Below are 23,895 nucleotides of genomic sequence, written 5' to 3' on the forward strand. Positions count from 1 at the left end.
AGAGAGGGCCGACCCATGTCCGCAGAACATCGGCAGAACCCGCCCGATGGAATCTCCGAGAATATCGTCCACGAGTTACTCTCCCGGGCACTCGAGTCGATTCCACGCAGCGATCAGCGGCGTTGGGAAGCGCTGGTCGGGAAGCGCCGGTCGGGAAGTACCGGCCGGTGAGGCGCCGGCCCGTGAGGCGCCGGTCAGCCGCCCCAGCCGGACCGGGCGAGCATCCGGTCGGGTGTCAGCCGGCGGAACAGCGGTGCCCAGTCGCGCGGGGCCTCCCCGGGCTCGTTGTAGAGCTCGAAGGTCCTGCCCCGGGCCTCCGGGGCGACGAGTGCCTGTACACAGGCCTCGGCGACGGCCGTCCTGGAGACCCAGCCGTTCCCCCGGTCCTCCTGCTCCAGGCGGACACGGGCGCCGGCGAAGGGCTCGTCGGTCAGCCAGCTGGGCCGTATCACCGTGTACGGAAGACCGGACGTCCGCAGGGCGTCCTCGCCCCGCAGCCGCCAGTCGAGCAGTCGGCCGTAGGAGTTCATCGGGTGGTCGCGGCGGGTGACGTAGATCTGGCTGACCAGCACCACATGCGGGCGTTCGCCGCGTTCGGTGGCGGCGGCGAGCACGTTGCGCACGCCGTCGTGCATGGTGGCCTCCGGGCTGTCGGGACCGGAGTTCGCGGTTCCGGGCTCGACGGTGAACACGACGCCCGCGCAGCCCCGCAGCGCCGGGGTGAGCGTCGCCGCGTACCGTATGTCGGCCCGGTACGGCTCCACTCCGGGCGGAAGCCGGACGCCTTGCGGGTCACGGCTCACCACCCGTACCTGATGGCCCTGTTCTGCCAGCCGGTGAGTGATGTGTGCGCCGAGCCGGCCGGCTCCACCCACGACGGCGATGGGGCTCTGCATGGGGTCCCCCTCCTGGTCGAACGCCTTCGCACCCGTTCACAGCCAGCGCAGGATGTCCTCGGCGTTCCTGAGTTCGGTTCTTGCCGGCAGGCCCGTCAGCGCGGGCACCTTGAGGCGCGGGTAGACGGTCACCCCGCAGAATCTCGATCCCGGCCGGAGCACGGCGCCGTCGCCGATGGCCGACCAGCGTTCGAGGCGGGCCGGCCGGGCGCGCTCCGAGTGCACCTCGGCCATCGGTCCGAGATAGCTGTCCGCTATCTCGGCGTAGCCGCCGACCACCGCGGACTCGCCCACGGTGGACCGGACCAGGGTGCTGCCCTCGCGGACCTCGGCCCCGTCGCCGATGTCCACGCTCTCCAGGCGCACTCCCGGCCCGATCTCCACGTCCTGGCCGATCCTGACCCCGGGACCGATCACCACCGAGCCCTGTTCGATCTTCTGGGCGAGCGTGGTGCCGGTGACGTCGTCCTTCGTCTGCAGGCTGGACTCGTGGATCCAGCGCCGCCCGTCGACGTCGTCGGGGCTGTCCATCAACCTGTTCATCTGCTCGTACGCGCCGTTGAGTACGAGTCGCACGGTGTCGAGGTAGTCCGGTACGTTCCCCAGGTCGCCGAGCCTGCCGATGGTGTGCGTGGCCACCGGATGGCCATGGCGGACCAGCCAGGGCAGCAGGTCGCCGCCCCAGTCGAGCCGTTGGTGGGACTGCCGGAACAGCTCCGGCTCACGCGCCAGCAGCCGCAGCCGGCCGCAGTCCACCAGGTACATTCCCGCGTTGGTGGGCAGCGTGGTCCGCGGGTCGCGCACCGTCCGCGGGAACAGTTCGCCCAGCTCCGTCAGGCCCGGCTTCTCCACGAAGCCGCGCACCAGACCCGTCTCGCCGGTCCGCATCACCCCGTACTTGTGGGCGATCTCCGCGGGAGTGCGCGCGACCGAGGCCACCGTCACCAGGGCGCCGTGCGTGTCGTGGCTCGCCTCCATCGCCTTCAGGTCGAAGTCGAAGAGGGAGTCGACGGGCAGGACGAGGGCGCGTCCCTGCAGGTCCCACTGTTCGAGGTTGTGCAGGGTGGCCCCGGCGGAACCGGCGTTGTAGCGGTCGAAGCGGGAGCGCGAGTACGTGATCGACACGCCGTACCGCTCGCCGTGCCCCAGCAGGAGCTTGATCTGGTTGCGGTTCTCCAGACCGTGCGTCACCACGTAGAAGCGGCGGATGCCCTGTTCCCGGCAGGAGTCGAGAACCCACTCGATGAGCCGTCTGCCGACGAACGGGATGAGCGCCTTGCTCCTGATGTAGTCCGCGGACTCCAGGGTGATCGGCCTGGCCCGTTCACCGCGGCCGCCGGCCAGGATGATGCCTACCGTTTCCGGCCTGGTCGCCTTGGTTCTCATCACGCCCCAACCGTGTCGAGTGAACTGCGGTCGATGAATGAGGAGCTACGGCCACTCGTCCTCGAGCGGGCTGAACGGCCGGTCGCCGGCCGACCGCTCATGGACGATCCCCCCGGACCGAGCGGATGCCGCCGACGCCTGCTCGGTGGCTGAGAACTGCGTTGCGGAGCCGATCAATAAAGCGGTTGACAGGACTCCGAATAACTTCTTCACGGGAGAATCCGTGAGTTTCATAATCCCTCCCCTTTGGCTGAAAGACTCGTGTGCTTCCGCCTCCTGAATCATGCCGCAGGAAACAACCTCGAACTGCTTTCGGGTAGCATCGTGATCACGCAATGTAGAAACCGGAAGGGGGGTCATGTGTGTAGAAATCCGGACATTCTCCCGCAACCTCACGTCGTCACTCTCTGCGGAGAGGGTCTGGAGCGATATCGGCACGCCTTGATCAATGGTCCGTTATCCGGTGAAGTCCCTGAATGTCTCGTGGAGCTGGGGCTGCTGCGGCCATTGGCCGAAGACCCGGCACTGATGGGAGCCGTCCCTCCCGACATCGCGAGCAGCGAACTGCGGCGCCCCATCGAGCGCGCCCTCCTGGTGCAACAGCACGCCATCGCCGCCATCCGGGAGGCCCTCTACGCGGCGGAGGACGTCTACCGCGAGGAGCACCGCGAGTCAGGCACGGCGGTACGGCTGCTGAACGGCTCCGATGTCATCCGGGCCGCTCTCCAGCAGGCGCGCGAAGCCTGCGAACACGAACTGCTCACCGCCAAACCGGGAGGCACCAGGCCCCTGGACAACCTGGCCAGAGCACTGCCGAACGATCTCGTGCTCCTGTCCCGGGGAGTCAAGCAGCGGACGCTGTACCAGCACACCGTGCGCACCCACGGCCCCACCCTCGCCTATATCGAGAAGGTGACCACGGCCGGAGCGGAGATACGCACACTCGACGAACTCTTCGACCGGCTGATCATCTACGACCGGCGCATCGCCTTCATCCCGGACCCCCTGCTCGACGTCAGCACGGCGGCGCTGGTCATCGAGCACCCGGCGATCGTCCACTATCTGGCCACCGTCTTCGACCACGCCTGGCAGCGCGCCGAGCCCGTCAGCATCACCCCGGAGCAGATCCGCCCGCCGCTGATGACCGACGAGACCCGCCGGGCCGTACTCCGCCTCATGGTCGAGGGCCACACCGACGCCGCGATCTCCAAACGGCTCGGCATCAGCACGCGCACCGTCTCCACCCACATCAGGAAGGCCTCCGAGGCCCTCAACAGCCGCAGCCGCGCGCAACTCGCCTATCTGCTGGCGAAGTCGGAGCTGCTGGACGACGTCGTGCTCTGATGCGCGGTGTGCTGTGATGCGCGGTGTGCTGTGAGCGGCCCGGATGTCCGGCGTCCGCCGACGGGCCGGCGTGGCGCGCGGACCGTACGGCCGGTTCACGCCTCCGGCGCCGGCCGGGTGCTCACGCGCAGGCCGCCAGCTGGTCCGCGGCCCTCAGCACCCCTGTCACCTGACCGCCGGCCCGATCGGCGGCGCCGTGCGCGGCGGTCACCTCACGCCCCGGCAGCAGCCGTGCGAGTGTCGCGGCCACCCCTCCGGCCCCCGGGCACGCGCTCGTGACCACGAACTTGCTGTGTCTCAGGGCCAGTTCGCCCGCCGCCGCCTCCAGATGGGCGTCGTCCAGACACACCAGGTGGGCGTGTGCGAGCCAAGGGGCCGCCTTCCGTACGGCCCGCGCCAGACCGACGCCCTCCTCGCCGACGGACACCAGGCAGACCGCCTGGGCGCGCGCACCGGTGAACTCCCAGAACACGGGCGGGACCGGCGCCGGCGCCTCGGGACCGAGGTCCGCGCGCGGCCAGTCCGGGACGGGAACGTCACCGACCCGGATATGGAACGGCCGGTCGGAACGCGCCGCCGCCCGCAGGACCGCCCGCGTCTCCGCGTCACCGCAGGGCGCCGCGAGCGCCACCCCCTTCAGACGCCGCAGCACCGCGTAGTCCTCCAGAAAACCGGCGTACGGCGTCACGACCGTGGCCCCCGCCTCCAGATAGCGGGTGCGCAGGTGGAGACTGCCCGCCGCGCCGGGCCCCGTGGGGGACGCCACCGTGCAGACGAACGGGCGGAACCCGGCGGCGACCAGCCCCGACACCACCTCCACCATGGCGGAGGCGATACCGGGCAGCCCGAAGAACCGGTCTGGATGGGCCGCTTCGAAGGGGTGGCCGACGGCGCCCGGTGATGCCGCGAGGCACACCACACGGCTGTCCTGCGCGGCGACCGCGCACAGCTCCCGGCGGTAGGCCTCGTACCCGGAAAGGCTCCCCACCCCGGCGCCCGGAGTGAGCTCCCGCACCACCCCGGCCACCTCGTACGGTTCCATCTCCTCGTCTCCCCCTCGCGTCCCCGTCACCGGGATCCGTGCAGGCGTACTCGCAGAGCGAGCACGCGTGAAACCCCCCAGCAAAAGTCCCCCTCGAGTTCCCCGGACGTGACTCCTGCCGCCTCCCCAAGCGGCTGGCCTGGACCAAGGGTGCCGTCAGCGGGCCGACGTACATAAGGTGTTCGGACAACCACGTTCCGCATCCGAACCGGTGTTTGGAACACCTCTTCCCTGGTTAGCTACCACCTGGATGCGAGCGGCACCACGGGCGGAGTGACAGGTTCCGGCCACGTCGACGGTGGAGCGGCAGGCCATCCAGGCCCCCGAGACCCGTTGTGGGTCGTCCCATCCTCTCCCGGGGGCGCTAGGGGAGTGAGGAACGGGTGCCTGACGAGGGCCGCCTAGTCCGCGACGGGCTGCTCGGGCTCTTGGAGCTGCTGGCCTCGAAGGCACCGGCGCGGCGCTTCGACGAACCTCCGGCGCGGGCGCGCCTCGCCGGGGCCTCCACCGAAACGCTTCTCCTGCTCGACCGGGCCAGGGCCATGGCCCTGGACGTCCGCGGTCTGTCCGCCCGCCACCGGCAGCGTGAGACGGTCCTGTCCGCGATGGTGGACACCGCCCGCGAACTGGCCCTCTCCCACGACGTGGACGCGCTCCTCGACATCGTCGCCCGCCGCGCCCGCCTGCTCCTGGACGTCGACCTGTCCTGGGTCGGTCTGAGCGACCGGGCCGAAGACACCCAAGACGCCGAAAACGCCAAAGACGCCAAAGACGCTGAAAACGCCAAAGGCGCCGAGGACCCCGAAGGCGCCAAGGGAAACGCGCGGGTGCTCGCCGTCGACGGCGAGTGCACCATCCTCACCGTCGGCCTCCGCATCCCGCCCGGCGGTGGGGTCGGCCATGCCGGGCCGGCCCGCTCCGCGCCGTTGTGGACCCCCGACTGTCTCGCGGACGAGCGGTTCCCCCGGGTCGGGGCCCTCGACGACGTGATACGCGCGGAGGGGCTGCGCGCGCTGATGGCGGTGCCGTTGAAGGAGGGCGAGGTCGCCTTCGGCACCCTGTACGTCGCCGACCGCGCGGTCCGCCACTTCACTTCGGACGAGATCGGCCTGATGGTGTCACTCGGTGACCTCGCTGCCCAGGCCATCGGGAGGGCCCGGCTGCTCGACCGGGCCCATGAAGAGATCAGCGCACTGGAGCGGGACTCCGCGCGGGCCCGCGGCTCCTCGTCCGCGGCCCGGCGGCTGAACCGGGTGCACACCCTGCTGATCGACATGGTGCTGCGCGGCTGCGACCTGGCGGAGCTGGCGTCGGCCGCCGCGCTCCATCTGGGCGGCCCCCTGATGGTGCGCGACGCGGAGGGGCACACCCTGGCGCAGACGGGCGGCTTCCCCGAGCCCGACGAGGACGAGTTGTTCCGCCGCATGCTGGACGCACACGCCGAGCGCGCGCCGATCCGTTCCTCCGGCGGCCTGTGGCTGTGCCCGGCCACCGCCGGCGAGGAGGTGCTGGGCACCCTGTTCCTCGCCCCCGGCGGCGGTGCGTCCGATGCCGACCGGGTACGGCTCCTGGAGGTGGTCGCCCAGTCCACGGCGGTGCTCCTGCGTACGCAGGCCAGTGCGGCGGCGGCCCAGGGCGCGGGGCGCGACGAGCTGTTGCGCGAACTGCTCGGCGACTCCCCGCGGTCCCCGAAGCAACTCTCCTCATGGGCGAAGCAGCTGGGAGTCGCCCTGGACGAGCCGCATGTCGTCCTGGTCATCCGCCCGGATGGCGGCCCGCAGGGCCGGGCCCTGGTCTGGGCCGCCTCCTACGCCACCCGGCACACAGGCCTGAAGACCACCGACGAGGGCTGCCTCGTCCTGTTGCTGCCGGGCAGCGACCCCTCGGCAGCCGGGCGGGCCGCCGCCGAGAGCCTGAGCGCCGTCATCGACCGCCCGGTCACGGTCGGCTCGGCGGGACCGGTCACCCACGCGGCCTCCGTCCACCGCACGTTCACCGAGGCCGAACGGTGCCTGGACGCGATCACCGCACTCGGCAGCACCGGAGGCAGCGCCTCGCCCCAGGACCTGGGCTTCCTCGGCCTCCTGCTCACGGACCACCCCGACCCGTCGGCGTTCATCGCGGACACCATCGGCCCGGTACTCGACTACGACGAGGCACACGCCACCGAACTGGCCCGCACCCTGGAGGCCTACTTCGCCTCCGGCGCCTCCCCCCGCCGAGCCGCGGAAACCCTCCACGTCCACGCCAACACGGTCTCCCGCCGCCTGGAACGCATCACCGAACTCCTCGGCCCGTCCTGGCAGAACCCCACCCAGTCCCTGGAAGTCCAGCTGGCGCTACGCCTGCGCCGGACCCGCCACACGATCCGGGGCATGAACACGCCGTGATCAAGGCGGGTCCGGAGCGGGTGCCTGCGCACAGGCCACCACGGCTCAGGTCCGGGTGGCAGTCCGGCACCCCGCGTCGTCGGCATCCCGCACCCGCGAGTCCATCGACTCGCTGCGGTCGTACGGGTCGACCTCGCGGCCGTCTCCCGAGCCCGAGGTCGCACGATCGGCGGTGAACTCGGGTGTGAAGTAGCCGGTGTAGGTGTCGCAGCCGCCGTTGGCGGTGTCCGACGTGTAGGAGACGAGGGAGAACGTACCCGGCTCGGTGATCACCTTCGCCGGGTCGTCCCAGCTCATCACGACCTCGCGGCGCACGATGGTGCGCGCGACCTCGTCGCTTCCCTCGGCGGCGCGTACGACCGGATAGACGTACGTGACATCGGTGGTCACCTCGACCGCGCCGCGCTTCCCCTCCCGGTACGTGATCCGTCCCCGCGTCTTGACCACGTCCCCGACGAGCCGCACCTCCGACTTCTCGAACCGGCTGAACAGCCGCAGCGGATCGTTCTCCTCGCTGGGGGCGCTGAACGCGGTCGCCAGGTAGTCCTGGACGTCCTTCTGGTGCGGGTTGATCAGCGCGATCGCCTCGCTCGGCCGCTCCCCGCGCAGCACGGCGGGGTCAAGGTTGGACTCGGCGAGGAAGTCCCGGCTCCGGTCGAGCGCCCGCGCGACCTGCTTCTTGCTCATCCAGCCGGTCGCCCGTGCCGCGGGCAGCCCGATCCCGGCCGTCCCGTCGCCCCACCGCACCGCGGGCGACCCCTTGAACGGCTGCTCCAGCGTGGGCTGTTGGTCCGCCGCCTCGGTCGGTGGCGGCTGGTCCGGACGCTCCGACTCCGTGGCGAGCGGTGCGCTCTCACCGTCTCCGCCGCCGAACCATCCGACCACCCGCCCCGGATCCAGCGCCACGACGAGCAGGCCGACCGCGAGCAGCAGACCGACCACGTACCAGCCCTTGCCCCGTTTCCGCCGCGGCGGTTCGTGAGTCCGCCACCCCCTCGGCGGGCCGGGCTCCTCCCGCAGCCGCCGCGCCACCATCCGGGCCCGCGCCGACGGCTCCTCGGGGGCGTCCTGGACCCCGGCCTCGGCCTCCCGCAGGAAGCGCTCCCACTCCTCGTCCGGTATGGACGTCCCATCCTTGCCCACGACCGCTCCCGTCCCCTCCCAGAGCTCCGGCCCCTTCCCCAGGGCCGACCGGTGTCCGTGCATCATCACACGCCTCGGCGACGCCAACACGTCGGTGACAACCGGAGAGGGGCCCGCACGGCAACGCTCACGATCGCCTCGCCTCGCCTCGCCCCGGCCCGCCCGCGGGCCCGTACTACGATTCGCGGCCTGAAGATCCTCGAAGGGCGAACACCCCTTCGCGGGAACCCTGCATGACCACGACCCCAGCGGTCGAGGACCGGTCACTCCGGTCCGGGCCGAAGCGGTCAGCTGCCCTTGGGCAGCAGATGCGGTGCGTAGGCCTCGACCGCTTCCAGTAGCTCTCGCTTCGAGGGGTTCACCATGGCTCGGCCGGTGACGGTCACGGTGGGCACCGTCTCGTTCCCGTCCGCGACCGACCGGACGAACGCCGCCGCGTCGGGGTCCCGCCAGATGTTCACCCTGGTGTACTGCAGCCGTGTGAAGCGGAGTTGGGTGAGCAGCTTCATGCAGTACGTACACATGGGGCGCCAATAGACGACTACGCCACCGGGCTCCTCGGACACAGGTCTCTCCCTCGTTTCCCTTTCACGCACGCTGGTTGACCAGCGTCGAGCCATCGTGCACCAGTGGGGGCGGCCAAGGATGGGGGGACAAAACTCTCCCTGCCACGGACGCCCCTCGCGATGCCAGACTTCCCGCGTGACGTGCCGCGGCTGACCGAGCGCGGCTTCCCAGGTCCTGCGGCGACGCCCATCCCGTATCCCGCCCCCTGCCGTGCCCGCTGCGCACGGCCGACCCGTCCGCGATGCGAAGGCATACGTATGTCCATCGAACTCCCTGAGTCCGCCGTTCCACCCCCCACCGGAGCCGGCGAGTCCTCCTCGACGCCCACTCGGCGCACCTTCATCGCCACCAGTACCGCGGTGGGTGGTGCCGTCGTCGCCGGCGGCGTGATCGGAGGCGGATCCCTTCTCGGCCCGGAGGAAGCAACTGCCGCCGAGGCACCGCCCTCCAGCCGAGTCTCCCTCACGGTCAACGGCACCCGGCGGACCGTGACCGTCGACAACCGCACCTCACTGCTGGACCTGCTGCGCGAGCACTTCGGCCTGACGGGCTCGAAGAAGGGCTGCAACGCCGGGGCCTGCGGGGCGTGCACGGTCCTCGTCGACGGCGAGCGCAGCGAGATGGGGGTCCCCCCGGCCGGAGGCTGGGGGAGGGTCAACTCCTGCCTCACGCTCGCCGTCCGGCTGGAGGGCGCCGAGGTCACCACGATCGAGGGCCTGGCCGACGGGGACCGACTCCACCCGCTGCAGAAGGCGTTCATCGACCAGGACGCCTTCCAGTGCGGCTACTGCACCCCCGGACAGATCGTCTCCGGCGTCGGCTGCATCGAGGAGGGGCACACCGGCTCGCCGGAGGAGATCCGGGAGTGGATGAGCGGCAACATCTGCCGCTGCGGCTGCTACGTGAAGATCGTGCGCGCGGTCCAGCAGACCGCGGGCCGGAAGTAAGGGGCGGCCGTCATGCATCCCTTCGCCTACACCCGCGCCTCCGGCACACGAGAGGCTCTCGACGCCGGGCGCCGAGGCGGCCGTTACATCGCCGGCGGCACCACACTGGTCGACCTGATGCGCGAGACCGTCGAACGTCCCGGGAACCTGGTCGACATCAGTGGCCTGCCGCTGCGCGAGGTCAGCGTCACCGAGCGCGGGGGCCTGCGCGTCGGTGCGCTGGTGACCATGGCGCAGACAGCCGCCCACCCCAAGGTGCGAACCCTGTACCCCGTCATCTCCCAGGCGCTGGAGCTGAGCGCCTCGGCCCAGCTGCGGAACATGGCCACCATCGGCGGCAACATCATGCAGCGCACCCGCTGCACGTACTTCCGGGACGTGACCGCCGACTGCAACAAGCGCGACCCCGGCTCGGGCTGTGCCGCCCTGCACGGCTTCAACCGTACGCACGCCGTCCTCGGCACCACCGACTCCTGCGTGGCCACCCACCCCTCCGACGTGGCCGTGGCCTTCGCCGCACTGGAGGCGACCGTGCACCTGCTGGGCCCGGACGGGAAGCGCGGGGTGCCCTTCGCCGACTTCCTGCTGCGGCCCGGCAACACCCCCCACCGGGAGCACGCCATCCGGCAGGGCGAGTTGATCACGGCGGTGGAGATCCCCGCCCTGCCGCGTCCGCTGAGGTCCGGCTATCTGAAGGTGCGCGACCGTCAGTCGTACGAGTTCGCGCTGACCTCGGCGGCAGTCGCGCTGCACATGCGCGGCGGGGTGATCCGCGAGGCCAGGGTCGCCGCCGGGGGAGTGGGCACGGTGCCGTGGAAGCTGCCCGCGGTCGAGCGGCACCTCGTCGGTGAACGCCCGTCGGACGCCCTGTGGACAGCGGCCGCCGAGAAGGCGGCGGAGGGAGCCCGCCCGCTGGAGAACAACCGCTTCAAGGTCGAACTGCTCAAGCGGACCGTCGAACGCCAACTGCGCGTCGTAGGAGGTACGAAGTGAGCCCCCAGCCGCAGGCAGCCGTGGGCGCGCCGCTGTCCCGGGTGGACGGCCGGCTGAAGGTCACGGGCGAGGCACGGTACGCCGCCGAGTTCGACGTCGACGGGGTCGTGCACGCCGTCATCGTCGACGCGAGCATCGGCCGCGGCCGTATCACCGGCGTCGACACGGACGCCGCGCTCGCCCATCCGGGCGTGCTGCGGGTGATCCATCACGGCAACGCGCCGACGCTGCCGTACCGCGACAATCCGGGGTCGAACAACCTGCCCGGCCGCAGGCTGCGGGTCTTCCAGGACGACCGCGTGCTCTTCCACGGCCAGCCGGTCGCCGTCGTGGTGGCCACCACGCTGGAGGCCGCCCAGCACGGCGCGAGCCTGGTGAAGGTCGGCTACGACGCCGAGCGGCCCACGACGGACCTCGCCGAGGGCGAGCCGGGCCGGCCGGCGAACTACGCGCGCGGTGACGTGGAAGCCGGGCTGCGCGACGCGGACGTGCGGCTGGACCTGACGTATCGCATGGCGCGCAACCACCACAACCCGATGGAGACACACGCCACGATCGCCCGCTGGGACGGCAACCGGCTCACCGTGTGGGACAAGACGCAGTGGGTGCCCGGCACGCAGACGGAGCTCTCCACGGTGTTCGATGTGCCGCCGGACTCCGTGCGGGTCATCAACCCGTTCGTCGGGGGCGCCTTCGGCAGCGGGCTGCGCTGCTGGCCGCACACCGTGGTCGCCGCGCTGGCCGCGCGGGAGACGGGCCGCCCGGTCAAGCTGGTCCTGACCCGCAAGCAGATGTACTACGGCACCGGCTTCCGGCCCGCCTACGAGTACCGGCTGCGCCTCGGCGGCGACCGGAACGGCCGCCTGGTCGCCGCGGACCACGGGATCGACGCGGAGACCTCGTCGTACGAGACGTTCACCGAGGCCGTCATGTCGCCCGGGCAGATGCTCTACAGCACACCCGGCGTCCGCCAGGCCTATCGGACGGTGCCGCTGGATGTGAACAGCCCGATCTGGATGCGCGGTCCCGGCGCGGCCACGGGGTCCTACGTCATCGAGTCGGCCATGGACGAACTCGCCCACGAGCTCGGCATCGACCCGATCGAGCTGCGCCGCCGCAACGAGCCGGCCCAGGACCCGTCGGACAACGCGCCGTTCTCCACGCGCCGGCTGCTCGAGTGCTACACGGTCGGCGCCCGCGAGTTCGGCTGGGACCGGCGCAAACAGAGTCCGCGCTCGACACGTGACGGCGACTGGCTGATCGGCATGGGCATGGCCGCGGGCGTCTACCACACCGCAGTCGCTCCGGCCCGGACCCGGGCCCGCCTGAACGCCGACGGCACGGCGGTGATCGAGTCCGCCACCAGCGACATGGGCCCGGGCACGTACACCTCCCAGACCCAGGTCGCCGCCGACGCGCTCGGGCTCGCCGTGCGCGCGGTCGACTTCCGGCTCGGCGACTCCCGCTACCCGCAGACCCCGCCGCACGGCGGCTCGATGACCATGGCGAGCATCGGCTCCGCCACCCTCGACGTCTGCGACCAGCTCCGGCGGCAGGCGATCGAGCTGGCCGTCGGGGACGAGGAATCGCCGCTGCACGGGGTGTCGCCCGACGACGTCGTGGTCCGGGGCGGCCGACTGCACGTGCAGGGGAACCCGACGCGCGGCGAGACGTACCAGCGGCTGCTGACCCGCAACGACCGCGCCCGCCTCGAAGCGGAGGCCTCCTTCTCCCCACCGAGAGGGGAGCGGCGCTCCATCAGCGCCTACAGCGCCGTGTTCACCGAGGTGGCGGTGGACGCGACACTGGGTCTGGTACGGGTGCGGCGGATGCTCGCCGTGTACGACGCGGGCCGGATCATCAGCCCCAAGCTGGCGGACAGCCAGGCGATCGGCGGCATGGTGGGCGGTATCGGCGCGGCCCTGCTGGAGCACACGGTCACCGACCACCGCGACGGCCGGATCGCCAATGCCGGCCTGGCCGACTACCTGGTCCCGGTGAACGCCGACGTCCCCGACCTCAGGGCGATCTACCTGGAAGGGGAGGACTACGAGGCCGACCCCATCGGCGTCAAGGGCCTCGGCGAGGTCGTCATCGTCGGCGTGGCGCCGGCCATCGCCAACGCGGTCTTCAACGCCACCGGCCGCCGGATCCGCGAACTGCCCATCACGGCCGAGGCGTTGCTCTGACGCCCGCACTCCGGTCGGCGAGCGGCTCACCCCCGTCCCGCTGCCGGACCATCGAGGGCCGCCGCCGCGTGGAGCGACGCTCTCCGGCGGCGGCCCGCCCACGCCGGCCTCCCCGAAGGAGCCCGTTCATGCTGAACATCGCGGACACACTGCACCGTTGGTGCCGCGAGACACGCCCCTTCGCCCTGGCCACCGTCGTCGACGTCCGCGGCAGCGCGCCCCTGCCGACCGGTACGTCGGTCGCGGTGGACGCGGACGGCAACGCGGTCGGCAGCATCTCCGGCGGCTGTGTCGAGGGAGCCGTCCACGAGCTGTGTCGGCAGGTGCTCCACGACGGAGGCGTTCCGCAGCGCGCCTGGTTCGGCTACTCCGACGACGATGCCTCTGCCGTCGGGCTGACCTGCGGCGGCGAGCTCGACGTACTCGTCCGGCGCGTCGACCGGTCCGACGGGCCACACCTCGCGGTGGCCCTCGAAGAGGTCGTGGAGGGCCGGCCCGCAGCCGTGGCACAGGTCGTCGACGGCCCGGACGATCTCCTCGGCGCCACCCTGAGCGTCCTCGCCGACGGCGGCATCACCTACGGCACCCTGGGCGACGGGTCGGCGGACCGGCCGGCGGCGGACGAAGCGCGGGCGCTGCTGCGGGCGGGCCGCACCGCCCGCGTCACGGTCGGCGGGGACGGGGACGGCTGCCCCGAACCGCTGACCCTCCTCGTCCACGTCCACGCGTCCCGCCCGCGCATGCTGGTCTTCGGCGCCGTCGACTTCGCCGCCGCGCTCAGTCGGGCCGGGGCTTTCCTGGGCTACCGGGTCACCGTGTGCGACGCCCGGCCCGTCTTCGCCACGGCGGCCCGGTTCCCGTACGCGGACGAGGTGGTGGTCGACTGGCCGCACCGCTACCTGGGACAGACGCAGGTGGACGCCCGTACCGCACTCTGCGTCCTCACCCACGACGCCAAGTTCGACATCCCCTTGCTGCGCCTCGCACTTGAGCTCCCCGTCGGCTACGTCGGTGCGATGGGATCCCGGCGCACCCACGGCGAACGCCTGCGCCTCCTGCGGGAGGAGGGCGTCACGGAAGGCCGGTTGGCCCGGCTGCGGTCTCCGATCGGTCTCGACCTCGGGGCGCGTACGCCGGAGGAGACGGCGGTCTCCATCACCGCGGAGATCATCGCCCACACCAACGAGGGCACGGGCCTGCCCCTGACCCGGGGCACGGGCCCGATCCACCGGCGCCCGGTCGCCGTCAGCTGACGGAGGGCGAGGCCGGCAGTTCCTGGTCGGGGCCCGTGCACGCGCCCGCCGGCGTCCACGACCATGCCACCCACAAGACTCAAACGTCCTGACTCCGGGTAAACCAGGGAGCAGCGGAGCAGGGTCTCCGATCACCATGGGGGGAAAGACAACTGCGCGTCGGGGGAGCGGGGTTGAGGGCCTGCGTAGTCGTACTGATGGCTCTGCTGCTCGGCGGCTTCGCGTACCCCGGCCACGTCGCACGCGCGTCGGACGACCTCTGCCGTAGCGGGAGTCTCGCCAAGGCCCGGGTGAGTGCGTCCGTACGGCTGGAGCACGAACGCCGGACGCACACCAAGGTCGTCAGCCGGCTGACGGTCCGCGTCCCCTCCACATGGACGTATGCGACCGGGCTCCTCCTGGGCGAGGACTCCGAGGCCTACCGGCGGGCGATGCGCTGCCTGCTGAGGGGGCCGGGGACGCAGTACACGTGGTGGGACGAATGGCGTTCCCGCGCTCCGCGCATCACGGCGGAGAAGGACGCCGTGAAGGTCCGGGTCGACTTCTATGCCTGGGCCGACGATCAGGGCATGACCTATGTCGGCCCCTGGGACGTCGAGATCGGCAAGGACCACTGGCGCATCCGCCTGAACCCGTCCGAGGCCCTGCGGCGCGCGAGATGGACGTCCGTTGTGGTGGACCCGGGCTCCTCCAGCGCCATCATGGCCAAGCCCAGACCGGCGACCGGTGAGGGGGACACCGGTCTGGTCTGGCGGCAGAAGCCCCGCCAGGCCATGCCGGCCGTCGATGTGCGCCTGAACCCCGCCTGGCAGCGCTCGTGGGCGGCACAGGACGACCGCCTGCGCTTCCTCACCACCAGCGTGTCCGGCGAGTTGCTCTGGGACTGGTCCCTGGCCGTTCTGGTGCTCGGCGCGGCCGCCAGAACCAGACGGGCCGGGACCCTGACACCGAATGAGACGACGCACGTCACCACGGCGGCCCGGTGGGCGTGGCTGTATCTGGCGATATCCCTGGTGAACAGGGGTGAGGACGTTCTCTACCGCCTACTGGGCGACCACTTCCGCATCGACAGCTGGAACAACGACCTGCAGGCGTACCACGGTCTCTTCGTCGGCCTTGTCCTCGGCTGGGTTCTCCTCGTCTTCGGCCGTCCGCGACCCACCGTCTGGCTGGCCGGCGCGGTCCTCACCGCGCCCGTGCTGGCCGTGGCCGTCCGACCCGAGCGCTTCGGGCTGACCGCGCACGCCTTTCTCCTCGAAGACACAGACGACAACGCGATTGCGGCGCTGTTCGCCGCGGCCGGCAGCGTCTTCGCCCTCCTCCTCCTGGGGACGGCGGCGACCGGTTGGCGGCTGGCCCGCTCGGCCGGGCTGATCAGCCCTCGCTCCCCGAGGACTCCGGGCGGGCCGAACGAACCGCGCGACCTCACACTGCGCCACGCGGCACCGCTGATCGTCCTCACCGTCGGCATCATCGGCCTGTGTGTGGGGATCACCAGGGAACGGAACTGGCAGCGCGCCTCCTGGCTGAGCGCGCACGGTGACGCGGCCTACGGAATCGCCCATGTGAAAGCACTGGGGAGCGAGCTCACCTGGTTCAGCACCATCAGCACGGACTGGTGGCTCACTTACGACTGGATCCTCATCGGTCTGGCGATCCTCGCCGTCCTCCGGGCCCGGGCGCACCGGTTCGCGGCCTCCCCGCAGGACCCGGATCGGATCGACGAGCTCTGGATGCTCCTCTTCTTTCCGTCCATGGTCGGCCTGGGCCTGGGATGGTTCGTCAACAACGGCGTAGTGAGCTGGCTGTGGGTCTTCGTGAACCTCGGTGCTCTGCAGCTGGTCATCGTGCTCAGCAGGGGCAAAGGCGTACTCGACAGGCCACTGCAGCGTTCCGGGGCCCCGCTGAGAGACGCGCTCGACGAGCCACGGCGGCACGATCTGCTCGACCGGGCCCGCAGGTTCAGGGAGGTGCACGCCAAGCTGCGTCGCCTCGACCAGGGACAGTCCGACGACGAGGCGCACAGCCGACGCGTCTACGAACGCGAGCTGCGCGGCCTCCACCGCTGGCAGGCCCCCTCGGGAGCCGCCGACAAACTCCCCACCGACATCTCCGTTGTCGACGCGGCCCTCGCGCTGGGGCCCCACGCGGCATGGTGGGAGAACGGCCGTCGGGCCGCTCTGCTCGCCGGGCTCATCGGGTTGCCCGTGAGCGCCCTCCTCGTCTGGACCGAGAACCTGAGGGGGGAGTTCCTGACGACGACCCTCCACTACGGCTTCGGACTTCCCGGCGTCCTGATGGGATTCGTCTACTGGGAAGTCACCTGGGCCGGGGCCGGATTCCTGCTGGGCGCGCTCTGGCGCCGGCTCCCCGGACGCCGAGGACCGGTGCGGAGCCTGCCGATCACGGCCGCCTTCGCCCTCCCGATAGGGCTCGACGCCATCGGCAACTGGTTCACCCGGCAAGGACAGACCAACCTGGCCCTGTACGCGGCGGCCATGCTCCTGGTCATGACGCTCACCGGCATGGCCCTCGACCTGGACACCTTCCGAGGTGAACGTCGTTACTGGCAGAGCCGCCTCGGGTTGCTGCTGTCCATCTACCAGATGCGGTACTTCTCCCTGCAGATGGCCTACTTGTTCGCCCAGCTCATCGCCTTCCTCACCCTGTGGCAGTTCTTCACCGACAACGCCGGGCCCCCGGAACCGAGAGTCGGCACGTCGGGAGGTGCGGAAGGCAGCTGAGGCTGCCCCACGATCACCGTCGGGCGACACGCGGCCGCACGACCGCCGAGCCGACCACCCACGAGCCGCACCCCCACCGCGCGTCACATGCGGACGGGCCGGTCTCGCCGTTGTGCCGGCCGTCGCACTGTTACTCACCAGTCGAGATCTTCGTACCCCACCGGCGGTACGCCGACGGCTGAGAAGACGGCCAGGGCCTGCTGCCTCATGGGGGCGGCGGCTGCGTCCTCGGTTTCGTGCAGGGCGCGGCTGAGGACCATCAAGGTCCGGGCTTCGCCGAGACGGTGGCCGGTCCTGCGGTGCATGGCCAAGGCCTCGTGGCCGAGCCTGACGGCTGTGGGGTGGGCCGCCTCGGACTCCGCTATCGCGCACAGGGCCGTCAGGGCCTGGCCCTCCACCACGCGGAACGAGTGGTCGCGCGCCAGGCTCAGCGCCTGTTCGGCGTGGCTGCGGGCCTCGTCGTACCGGCCCCGTTGCTCGTGCGTGAGGGAGAGCCCCAAGACGCAGTCCGCTTCCGTGCGTTGGTGTCGCGACTCGCGGGCCAGGGTGAGAGCCCGGTGGCCGGCCCGCACCGATCGGTCGAAATCGGTCAGGCTTCGGTGGGCGGCGGCGACCGTGTTGAGGATGCCGGCCTGAATCCAGCGCCGTCCTTTGTCCTTGACCATGGCGAAGGCACGCTCGGCCTGTTCCAGCGCCTCGTCGTGGCGGCCGAGTTCGATGTTGATCCTCGCGACGGCGTCCAGCATCATGGCGCGGTCGTTGCGGTATCCGCCGCTCCTGTCACCGATCACCCCGAGACCGAGGATCTCCAGGCCATCGGCCAGACGGCCGAGTTCCCAGTACACCAGGCCAAGATTCTGCAGAGCCAGGCTGTGGTCGTTCCAGCCGATCTCCTCATTCCGCTTCATGGCCAGTTCGATGTGGCCGGCAGCCTCGCGCAGCCGGCCCAGATCCCGGCAGGTCACACCGAGGACGACCAACCCCAACGCTTCAAGGTGACGGTTTCCGACGTCACGGGTGATCCGCAAGCCGGTGACGACATGCTCGCGCGCACTGTCGAGGCGCGCCATGCTCCATTCCGCCTGGGCCATGCCGCCGAGGCCCGCCGCCTCGCCCACCGCCCAGCCGAGCTCCCGACTGATGTCGCGTACGCGTGTGTGGTGATCGACCGCCTGCCTGCCGTACCCCCGGTCCGACTTGAGCAGTCCGAGGCTGCTGTGCATGGCCGCCTGGCCGAACAGGTCGCCCTCGGCCGTGGCCGCGTCCAGCGCCGTCTGTGCGGTGGCCTCCCATGTCGCCCGCGGCAGATGGAGCCAGAAGTAGCCGAACAGCGCGTTGGTCAGGTGCCAGGCGACCGGGCGGGGACCGTGGCGGCCGGCATGGTTGATGACGGCGAGCAGATTCGCCCGCTCCGCCTCCAGCCATGGTCCGGCTCCGGCAGCGAACGAAACGTCCGGCTGATCGCCTGGGGCGAGGTCGTGGGGCAACTCCGGGAAGAGCCAGGTTCCTCCGGCGGCGCGAGCGGCGTTCAGGTACCGGATCAGGACGCGTCTCAACGCGGCACCGCGATCCGCCGCGGTCTCCTCCACCTGCGCACGCTCCTGCGCGTACTCGCGCAGAAGATCATGGAAGCGGTACCGGCCCGCCGTCGCCGGTTCGATCAGGTGGGCGGCGGCCAAGGCACTGAGCAGGCGGCGGGCCTGCTGCACCGGTGCGTCCAGGAGAGCCGCCGCGGTATCGGCGGTGAGCTCCGGGCCGGGGAACAGTCCGAGCAGGCGGAACAGCCGGCGGGCGGCAGGGGCCAGAACTCCGTACGACGCGGAGAAGGCCGTCCGCAAAGGGGAGCCGTCGTCACCGTCCGGCTCCAGCGCCTCAAGCCGGTTGCCCTCGGACATCTCAGTGACCAGGTCGGCCAGGCGCAGGCCCGGATCGCCCGCCAGCCTCGCGGCGGCCACGCGCAGCGCCAGCGGAAGGCTGCCACACAGCCGGATCAGTTCGTCGGCCGCGAGCGGTTCGGCGGACAGCCGGTCGGTGCCGAGTGTCTCGCTCAGCAGCGCGCGGGCCTCGGCCGGCAGCAGGAGATCCAACGGCAGGGCGTGGGCGCCGTCGCGGGCCACGAGATCGCCGAGCCGGTTGCGACTGGTCACGACGACGCAGCACGACGGGCTGCCCGGGAGCAGCGGACGGACCTGCTCCGCCGAGGCGGCGTTGTCCAGCAGGACCAACAGGCGCTTGTCAGCCAGCAGGGTCCGGTACGCACGCGCCTGCGCCTCGTCGTTCGCCGGTATCTCCGACGCCGCGAGCCCCAGGCTCCGCAGAAGCAGCTCAAGGGCTTCTCCGGGCCTGAGCGGCTGCCGGTCGTGGTCGAATCCGTGCAGGTTCACATACAGCTGGCCGTCCGGGAAGCGGTCACGCACCTGGTGCGCCCAGTGCACCGCCAGAGCGGTCTTGCCGATGCCTGCGGCGCCGCCGATGGCGGAGACGACCACCGTGTTCGCCACCCCCCGGCCCTGCTCCGGTGGAAGCAACGCGTGCAGTCGGGCGAGTTCTTCGGTGCGGCCGGCGAACCCCGCGGCGCCGTGCGGCAACTCGGCCGGCGCCGGCCGAGCGCTGTCGCGCGGCGGGTGAGCCGCCCGCCCCGGTGCCCCTGGTCGCATCGGCTCGGCCGCGGCGTGATCACCGCGGGCGGCGGGCCGGGAGAGCGTCTGCGCGGGAGGAGCCGCCGTACCGAGGAGGGAGGCGTCGTCGTGGCGCAGCACCGCCTCGTACACCCGGCGGAGCTCCTCACCGGGATCGACGCCGAGTTCGTCACGCAGCCGTACGCGCATGCCCTGGTAGGCGTTCAGCGCTTCCGCCTGACGTTCGCAGCCGTACAGAGCCCGCATCCGCAACGCCAGCAGTGACTCGTCGTAAGGACTCGACGCGGCCTCGGCGGCGACGTCGTCCAGGGCCTCACCGAACCGGCCGAGCAGGACCAGGCACTCGAGTCTCTTCAGCCGGAGCGCTCGCCGGCGTTCCGACAGCCGCTCCCGCTCGGCCTGCGCGTACGGTCCCGGCAGGTTGGCCAGGGGCTCGCCCCGGAACAGCGCGAGCGCCGCGGACAACTGGTCCGTCGCGGTGTCCAGGTCGCCGGACGCCTTCGTACGCAGCGCCTCGTCGCCCCGCTCGGTCAGGTCCGCGACATCGAGCCGGATCCCGTCGACGACGAAGCGGTACCAGCCCTTGCCACTGCGGATCACCGACTCCGTGTGCCGGGTGCTCTCCGCGTCGAGCGCCCTGCGCAGCGGGTTGACGTGACTGGCCAGCACCTTGTGGCCGGACGCGGGTGGCTCCGATCCCCACACCCCGTCGAGCAGTTGCCCATGGCTCACCACGGCACCCTGACGGAGCAGCAACGCGGCCAGTACGGCCTGCCGTTTGACAGGCCCCAGATCCAGTGGTGATCCGTCCCGCCAGGCTCGTAGCGGCCCGAGCACCGCGATCCGAAGCCGCTGAGGAGGTCCGCTGTCCAACTCCCCGCCCCCGCTTCCGTACATCATCGAAAATTCATCGGCGTTGCAGCGTGTCCCGACATGGTTGCAGAGACACGACTGAGAACCACTGAGATGTACGCAGACCGGCGGGCACGGAAGTCCGCTCCGGTCGGAAACCGGTAGCGCCACGCAGTGAAGTGCGGCACCGGCCATCTCGAAGGGCACCCGGTCGTGGCCCTACAGAGCAGGAGAAGTTCGCGGTTGCGACGAAGCGGTCGTCCTCGTCGCCACCGTCGCACAGGTGACTGGGAGTGTGGTGTGGTCGAGTTGGCCAGGGTGATCAGGGACCTGCGGGAGGAGGTCGGGCAGGCGATCGCCGCAGCGGAAGGCGAGGCACTGCGCTTCGAGCTGGGGTCGATCGAGTTGGATCTGTCGGTCGCGCTGGAGAGCTCCGGGCAGGCGGGCGCGAAAGTGCGGTTCTGGGTGGTGGAGTCCGGTGCGGACGCGGCGGTGAGGGCCACCTCGGCCCAGCGCGTCTCACTGACGTTGCGGCCGGCCCTGGCGGGGGCGGACGATCCGCCGTACGTCTCCGGCCGCGCCGGCGCACACGAGCGGTGAGTGCCGCTGTGGACGCTGTGGGCGGGGGAGTCGAGCCGGACGGGCTCGACCGGCGGCGGGCGGTCCAGGTCGTCACCACGCGCGGCGCGGGCCCGGGAGGGCGCGGGTCGGGTTACCAGGTGACCGGGGACCTGGTGCTCACTGCCGCGCATGTGCTGTGTGACGCGACGTCGGTTCAGGTGCGTTTCCTCACCGAGGACGGCGGTACGCGGGAGGTGTACGGCAAGCCGGTCCTGGCGGACCCCGCCTCCGACATCGCGCTGATCAGGATCGCGGACGACCCGAGCGCCGGGGGCCTGTCCGCCGACGAGGTCTCGCCGGTGCGGTTCGCCCGCGTCACGCGGACGGTGGACTGCGAAGCGCTGGGCTTCCCGAGGTTCAGGCTGCGCGCGAGTACCCGGTCGTCGGACCGCGGTGAGCCCGTGTGGTACCGGGACTCTCACCACGCGCGAGGTGACACCAGCCCGTTGTCGTACCTGCGCACGGGCCGTCTCGCAATAACCCTGAGATCCTCCCCGGAGTACGACCCCGAGCGGGGCCGCTCCCCTTGGGAGGGGATGTCGGGTGCCCCGGTGTGGAGCGGCGGGTGCGTGATCGGGGTCATCAGTGAGCACCATCGCCCCGACGGCCTCGGCACGCTCGCGGCCACCCCGGTGGAGCGCTGGTTCACGGACCTGACCCCGGCCCGGATCAGGGAACTCGGCGAGCTGATCGGTCTGCCGGTGCGCGCCGACCGACTCCAGCGGCTGCCGCGCCCGTCGCCGCGCGCGCCGGAGCCGCGGGAGGAGGCCGAGCGGCTCGCCTCCAGGGTGGCAGGGCAATGGGAGAAGGAGTGGCGGCGGCGGAAGGTGCACGACCCGTACCCGCTTCCCGTGCGCTTCCGGAACGCCGACACGGGCTTCGACCACTGGGCAAGTATTCGCAACGCCCCGCCCGGGAAGGATCCGGGGCCGCTCGTCCTGGCCGGCCGCCTCGACGAGATCGTGAAGGTGTACCGGTCCGTCCCGTCCCGTCGGCTGGTGGTGCTCGGTGCGGCCGGGTCGGGCAAGACGATCCTGACCCTGCGCTTCGTCCGCGACTGGTTGCGCGACCGGGCCCCTGACGACCGCGTACCGGTGATCTTCAGCCTCGGTTCATGGGACCCGACCACCATCTCGCTGCGCGACTGGATGTGCCATCAACTGGTGCGCGACCACGACCTCGCGCCGCCGGCCGCCCCCGGAGGGAACCCGGCCGGTGCCCTGGTCGACACGGGCTGGATCCTGCCCGTACTGGACGGCTTCGACGAGATCGCGAGCGGCCTGCGGCATGCGGCGCTCAGGGAGCTCGACCGCACGGCCACCTCACTGCTCCTCACCAGCCGTCCCGAGGAGTACGCCGAGGCCGTGGCCGACCGCCCGTTCCCCAAGGCCGCCGTCATCGAGCTGGACGGCCTCACCTTGGAGGACATCGCGCCCTACCTGCCCCGCACCAGCAGTCCCGGCCCGGACGGCGGCCTGCACAACACCGTGTGGGAACCCGTCCTGGACGAGCTGCGCGCACACCCGAGCCGCCCGGGTACGGCGAACCTGGCCACGGTACTCACCACTCCGCTGATGGTCGCCATGGCCCGCACCGTCTACAGCGACGCCCGTGGGCGCGACCCTCGAGAACTCCTGAACACCGCCACGTTCGCGACCCCCGAGGCCCTGCAGAAGCATCTCCTGGCGGCGTTCACTCCCGCCGCCTACGAGCCCACGCCGGCCGACGGCGACAGCGGTACCGGCCGTCGCTGCCGGCGGCACTGGAACCCCGACCGTGCCCAGCACTGGCTCGGCTACCTCGCCGCGCACCTGGACCAACTCGGCAGAGCACGCACGGGCGTTCCGGAACGTGACCTCGCCTGGTGGCGACTGGGCACCGCGATGCGCCGTTCTTCGCGCGTGCTCGTCATCGGGTTCCTGGCCGCACTGGCCCTCGGGGTGACGACCGCGGTCGGAAACGTGCCCGTGAACTTGATCGCGACATCGCACGGGCTCGAGTTCGCGCTCGTGCGGGGGCTCGTGGTCGGGCTCCTGCACGGGCTCGTGAACGGGCTGCTCTTCGGGTTCGTGTACGGGTTCGTCTCCCGAGGCGCGGTCGAGCCGTCGCACGTACGCATACAGGTCTTCGGCAGGACCGGGGAGCGGCGAGCGAAGGTCGCTCTCCGGTTCAGGCTCGGACTCGTGGGCGGGGTCTCGCTCGCGCTCGCGGTGTTGTTCCTGGACAGGGTCGTGGTCGAGTCACTGGGGCTGGGGGACGGGCTCGACGGCGGGCTCGTGGGTGCCCTCTTGTTCGTGCCCGGGCTCGGGCTCGGGGCGGGGCTGGTGCTCGGGCTCATGGCCTGGCTGGAAGTTCCCATCGACACCGAGTCCGGCGTCAGCTCCGCCGAGCTGTTGAGCCAGGACCGCAGGAACGTGGTCGTCTACATGCTGGTGTGGGCGCTCGTGTTCGGGTTGGGCGTCGGATTCGCCCAGGGAGCCGTGGACGGGCCTGTGTGGGGTTCCCTGGTGGGGCTCGGGTTCGGGCTCGAAGCCGCGTTCGGGGGCGGGCTCGCGTACGGGCTCGGTTTCACCACGTGGGGTCAGTGGGTGGCCCTCGTGCGTATATGGCTGCCGCTCACAGGACGCCTGCCCTGGCGGCTGATCGCTTTCCTCGATGACGCGTGCGAGCGGAACGTGCTGCGCCAGACCGGCGCGGTCTACCAGTTCCGCCACGCCCAACTCCAAGATCACCTGACGCAGGTCTTCCTGGCAGGCCGCGACGGCCGTGACGTGCGCGATGGACGCGACGGCCGTGACATGCACGACGGCCGTGACCGGCGACCTGCCGACTCCGCTGAGCCGCATGCCGAGTTCAGCACGACCTGATGGCAGCCGATGCCGTACCCGC

General features: G+C 71.2%; 15 protein-coding genes. 9 read left to right on the top strand and 6 right to left on the bottom strand.

Features of this window, described 5'->3' with window-relative positions:
- Positions 1 to 194: 194 nt before the first annotated feature.
- Together FNH04_RS04255 and FNH04_RS04260 are read right to left on the bottom strand one after the other, a co-directional pair.
- Positions 195 to 896, bottom strand: coding sequence for an SDR family oxidoreductase (locus tag FNH04_RS04255; protein WP_152780433.1), 702 nt, complete (start codon positions 894 to 896; stop codon positions 195 to 197).
- A 36-nt stretch (positions 897 to 932) separates the two neighbouring features.
- Positions 933 to 2,282 (bottom strand): sugar phosphate nucleotidyltransferase, encoded by a 1,350-nt coding sequence (locus FNH04_RS04260; protein WP_152780473.1) that lies wholly within the window; start codon positions 2,280 to 2,282, stop codon positions 933 to 935.
- Between the two features lie 528 nt (positions 2,283 to 2,810).
- Between FNH04_RS04260 and FNH04_RS04265 the strand changes: the two genes are divergently transcribed.
- A complete protein-coding gene (locus FNH04_RS04265) occupies positions 2,811 to 3,626 on the top strand; it encodes a LuxR C-terminal-related transcriptional regulator (RefSeq protein ID WP_152780435.1) in 816 nt (271 codons plus the stop codon).
- 121 nt (positions 3,627 to 3,747) lie between these two features.
- Here FNH04_RS04265 and FNH04_RS04270 read toward each other — a convergent pair whose 3' ends face one another.
- A complete protein-coding gene (locus FNH04_RS04270; protein ID WP_152780437.1) occupies positions 3,748 to 4,668 on the bottom strand; it encodes a transketolase family protein in 921 nt (306 codons plus the stop codon).
- Positions 4,669 to 5,051: 383 nt separating this feature from the next.
- Here FNH04_RS04270 and FNH04_RS04275 point away from each other — a divergent pair, with 383 nt between their 5' ends.
- On the top strand, positions 5,052 to 7,058 hold the full coding sequence (locus tag FNH04_RS04275; RefSeq protein ID WP_322722573.1) for a helix-turn-helix domain-containing protein: 2,007 nt from the start codon (positions 5,052 to 5,054) through the stop codon (positions 7,056 to 7,058).
- A gap of 45 nt (positions 7,059 to 7,103) precedes the next feature.
- Here the strand turns inward: FNH04_RS04275 and FNH04_RS04280 are convergent, their stop codons facing one another.
- Together FNH04_RS04280 and FNH04_RS04285 are read right to left on the bottom strand one after the other, a co-directional pair.
- Positions 7,104 to 8,201, bottom strand: a complete 1,098-nt coding sequence (locus FNH04_RS04280; RefSeq protein ID WP_322722574.1) for a hypothetical protein — start codon at positions 8,199 to 8,201, stop codon at positions 7,104 to 7,106.
- A gap of 287 nt (positions 8,202 to 8,488) precedes the next feature.
- Entirely contained in the window at positions 8,489 to 8,767 is a 279-nt protein-coding gene (locus FNH04_RS04285) for a glutaredoxin domain-containing protein (protein ID WP_322722575.1), read from the bottom strand.
- Positions 8,768 to 9,025: 258 nt separating this feature from the next.
- On the opposite strand from FNH04_RS04285, the gene FNH04_RS04290 reads away from it, so the two are divergent.
- The 5 genes from FNH04_RS04290 to FNH04_RS04310 all read left to right on the top strand — a co-directional run bounded on the left by FNH04_RS04290 (position 9,026) and on the right by FNH04_RS04310 (position 16,894).
- Positions 9,026 to 9,715: a (2Fe-2S)-binding protein gene (locus FNH04_RS04290; protein WP_152780441.1), complete on the top strand. Its 690-nt coding sequence runs from the start codon at positions 9,026 to 9,028 to the stop codon at positions 9,713 to 9,715.
- A gap of 12 nt (positions 9,716 to 9,727) precedes the next feature.
- Positions 9,728 to 10,708: an FAD binding domain-containing protein gene (locus tag FNH04_RS04295; RefSeq protein ID WP_152780443.1), complete on the top strand. Its 981-nt coding sequence runs from the start codon at positions 9,728 to 9,730 to the stop codon at positions 10,706 to 10,708.
- Positions 10,705 to 12,897, top strand: a complete 2,193-nt coding sequence (locus FNH04_RS04300) for a xanthine dehydrogenase family protein molybdopterin-binding subunit (RefSeq protein WP_322722576.1) — start codon at positions 10,705 to 10,707, stop codon at positions 12,895 to 12,897. The genes FNH04_RS04295 and FNH04_RS04300 overlap by 4 nt, the downstream gene beginning before the upstream one ends.
- A gap of 128 nt (positions 12,898 to 13,025) precedes the next feature.
- Entirely contained in the window at positions 13,026 to 14,150 is a 1,125-nt protein-coding gene (locus FNH04_RS04305; RefSeq protein ID WP_152780445.1) for an XdhC family protein, read from the top strand.
- A 173-nt stretch (positions 14,151 to 14,323) separates the two neighbouring features.
- The gene (locus FNH04_RS04310) at positions 14,324 to 16,894 is read left to right on the top strand and encodes a DUF6185 family protein (protein WP_228031108.1); all 2,571 of its coding nucleotides are present in this window, start codon (positions 14,324 to 14,326) and stop codon (positions 16,892 to 16,894) included.
- Positions 16,895 to 17,028: 134 nt separating this feature from the next.
- Here the strand turns inward: FNH04_RS04310 and FNH04_RS04315 are convergent, their stop codons facing one another.
- Positions 17,029 to 20,433: an AfsR/SARP family transcriptional regulator gene (locus tag FNH04_RS04315; protein WP_322722577.1), complete on the bottom strand. Its 3,405-nt coding sequence runs from the start codon at positions 20,431 to 20,433 to the stop codon at positions 17,029 to 17,031.
- A gap of 252 nt (positions 20,434 to 20,685) precedes the next feature.
- Here FNH04_RS04315 and FNH04_RS04320 point away from each other — a divergent pair, with 252 nt between their 5' ends.
- Both FNH04_RS04320 and FNH04_RS04325 read left to right on the top strand, forming a co-directional pair.
- Positions 20,686 to 20,985, top strand: a complete 300-nt coding sequence (locus FNH04_RS04320) for a trypco2 family protein (protein ID WP_322722578.1) — start codon at positions 20,686 to 20,688, stop codon at positions 20,983 to 20,985.
- Positions 20,986 to 20,993: 8 nt separating this feature from the next.
- Positions 20,994 to 23,873 carry an NACHT domain-containing protein gene (locus tag FNH04_RS04325; RefSeq protein ID WP_152780451.1) on the top strand — a complete coding sequence of 960 codons (2,880 nt, stop codon included), beginning with the start codon at positions 20,994 to 20,996 and terminating at the stop codon, positions 23,871 to 23,873.
- The last annotated feature ends 22 nt before the right edge of the window (positions 23,874 to 23,895 follow it).

This window comes from Streptomyces phyllanthi (assembly GCF_009377205.1).
In the GTDB taxonomy this organism is placed as follows: domain Bacteria; phylum Actinomycetota; class Actinomycetes; order Streptomycetales; family Streptomycetaceae; genus Streptomyces; species Streptomyces phyllanthi.